The 2,514-nt window shown below is 60.4% G+C and carries 4 protein-coding genes; all 4 read right to left on the reverse strand.

Annotated features, from left to right (window positions below; genetic code table 11):
- Positions 1-186, reverse strand: a 186-nt coding sequence (locus P7F28_RS04445) for a CoA transferase (protein ID WP_277183230.1), incomplete at its 3' end; no start/stop codon positions are given.
- A gap of 46 nt (positions 187-232) precedes the next feature.
- Complete coding sequence (locus tag P7F28_RS04450; RefSeq protein WP_277183231.1) at positions 233-1,399, reverse strand: acyl-CoA dehydrogenase family protein; 1,167 nt, start codon at positions 1,397-1,399, stop codon at positions 233-235.
- A gap of 28 nt (positions 1,400-1,427) precedes the next feature.
- Positions 1,428-1,889 (reverse strand): MaoC family dehydratase, encoded by a 462-nt coding sequence (locus P7F28_RS04455; protein WP_277183232.1) that lies wholly within the window; start codon positions 1,887-1,889, stop codon positions 1,428-1,430.
- A gap of 29 nt (positions 1,890-1,918) precedes the next feature.
- A partial coding sequence (locus P7F28_RS04460; protein ID WP_277183233.1) for an aldolase/citrate lyase family protein occupies positions 1,919-2,514 on the reverse strand: 596 nt, incomplete at its 5' end.

Genomic DNA, 2,514 nt, shown 5'->3' on the forward strand with positions numbered 1-2,514 from the left:
GCCGAAATGGATGCCTTCCTTACCGACATACGGCGGATTGTTGCGCGCGATATCGCTACCACCCGGCGACTCGATGCGTATGACTTCCGCACCCAGCCCGCCCAGCAGCAAGGAACCATAGGGCCCGGCCAGCGCCACGGTGAGATCGAGAACGCGAATACCTTCCAACGGTCTTGTAGCGGACATGCTTGTCTCCTGTACCTCCTGAACTTCCTGCGCCGATATGTCGTGCTCAATACGACTTCGGCAATCCAAGCTTACGCTCTGCGATGTTCGACAGGATGAGCTGCGGCGTGACGGGCGCGATATAACCGATCCACGCTTCGCGCATGAAGCGCTCCACGTGATACTCCTTCGCATAGCCGAAGCCGCCGTGGGTGAGCATCGCTGTCTGGCAGGCGTTCATGCACGCCTCGGATGCCAGCAGCTTGGCCGCGTTGGCCTCGGAGCCGCAGGAAAGCCCTTTGTCGTAGAGGTCCGCGGCGGCGAACATCATATGGTTGGCGGCTTCGAGCTCGGCCCAGTTGCGTGCCAGCGGATGCTGCACGCCCTGGTTCTGGCCGATCGGACGACCGAACACCACGCGTTCCTTCGCGTACTGCGTCGCCAGCTTGAGCACGGCGCGGCCCATGCCGACTTGCTCGGCGGCAACCAGTACCCGCTCGGCGTTCATGCCGTGAAAGATATAGCTCAGGCCCTTTCCCTCCTCGCCGATCAGCGCGTCGCCGGAAACCGGCAAGTTGTCGATAAAGAGTTCGTTCGTATCGACGGCGGCACGTCCGAGCTTGTCGATCTCACGAACGTCGACATAGTCTCGATCGAGCTTCGTATAGAACAGGCTCAAGCCTTCGCTGTGCTTCTTCACGTGCTCGATCGGCGTGGTACGCGCGAGGATCAGCATGTGATCGGCGACCTGCGCGGTCGAGATGAACACTTTTTTCCCCGACAGCAGGAAGCTTCCGTCGGCCTGCTTCTTCGCCGTCACCTTCAGCTTGGTGGTATCGGGACCGGTGTCCGGCTCGGTCACCGCGAAACACGCCTTATGCTCGCCGCGCGCGAAAGGCGGAAGCCATGCTTTCTTTTGCGCCTCCGTACCGAAGTGCACGACCGGTTGCAGGCCAAAAATATTCATGTGAATGGTCGATGCCGCCGCCTGCCCGCCACACTCGGCGACCGTGCGCATGAACAGCGCCGCTTCGGTCACACCGAGATTTGCGCCGCCCACGAATTCGGGCATGCAGATGCCGAGCCATCCGCCGCTGGCGACGGCTTCGAAGAATTCGTGCGGGAACGCGTGATTCTTGTCCTTGTTGCGCCAGTATTCGAGCGGGAAGTCCGTGCAGATCTTTTCCGCTGCATCGACGATGGCAAGTTGATCGGGAGTGAGTTGGTAGTTCATGGCATCAAGTCTTCCTGCAGATGTGAAATCACGCTTCGTTGGCCGGTCGCAGCATCATCAGACCGGTGCGTACTGCCGTGCACACGACCTCATCGCGCTGGTTCCTGGCAACGTGCCTGAAGGTGACAATGCCCGAGTCCTTTCGGCTTTTCGACAGGCGCGTTTCGACGATCTCGGTTTCGACGCGGACCGTATCGCCGTGGAACGTCGGCTTCGGAAAGGCGATTTCACCGAATCCCAGGTTGCCGAGCGTGGTGCCCAGTGTCGTTTCGTACACCGTAATACCCGCCACCAGCGCAAGCAGGAACATGCTGTTCACGAGGCGCTGGCCATACATGCTGTTCTTGCTGTATTCCGCGTCGATATGCAGCGGCGCGCAGTTGTAGGTCATGGCCGAAAACAGAACGTTGTCGGTCTCGGTGACCGTGCGGCGGATGGCATGCTCGATCACCATGCCGGGTTTGAATTCTTCGAAATAAAGACCTGCCACTTTCTCTCTCCTTAAGTTCTGATCGGCGATCAGCGGTTGAACGACTGCGCCAGTTCGATGGTCTCCCGCGCGGTCTTGGCATGCGCGATGTCGATGTGCTCGCCGTCGTAGATGCACGAGGCGCGTCCTTCGGCTTGCGCTTTGTCCAACGCTTCGATCATTCCCTGGTAGAAGACCACTTCTTCCTCGGTCGGGCTATAGGTTTGATTGACGATCTCGACATTTGAGGGATGCAGCACCAGTTCGCCACTCATCCCCAGTTGCCTGTCATTCGCCGATGACGCCTTGAGCCCTTCCAGATCGTGCACCTGTTGCCAGACACCGCCGATCGGCAGCTTGCCCGCGGCCCGTGCGGCCATGACGATGCGCGACTTCAGGTAGTGCGTTTCGCGGCCACCCGGCGACCAGACCGTCTTGAGCGCTCGCGCGACGTCGGCGTTCTTGGCCGTTGCGCCCACGATGGCAGGCACGCGTTCGTGCTGCGCAATCTCATAGGCAAGCTGCAAAGATCGGGCGGTTTCCAGCAGCGGAATCACTCGGGTGTGTCCGACCTGAACGCCCGCGCGATATTCGGCCTCGGCCAGCATCGACGCTACGGTGTGAATGTCCTCGGGACCGCAGGGTT

The sequence above is a fragment of the Caballeronia sp. BR00000012568055 genome (assembly GCF_029439455.1).
In the GTDB taxonomy this organism is placed as follows: Bacteria; Pseudomonadota; Gammaproteobacteria; order Burkholderiales; family Burkholderiaceae; genus Caballeronia.

Coding starts and splice junctions, on each gene's coding strand:
- P7F28_RS04450 (WP_277183231.1), bottom strand. CDS start 1,399: ATGAACTACCAACTCACTCCCGATCAACTTGCCATCGTCGATGCAGCG.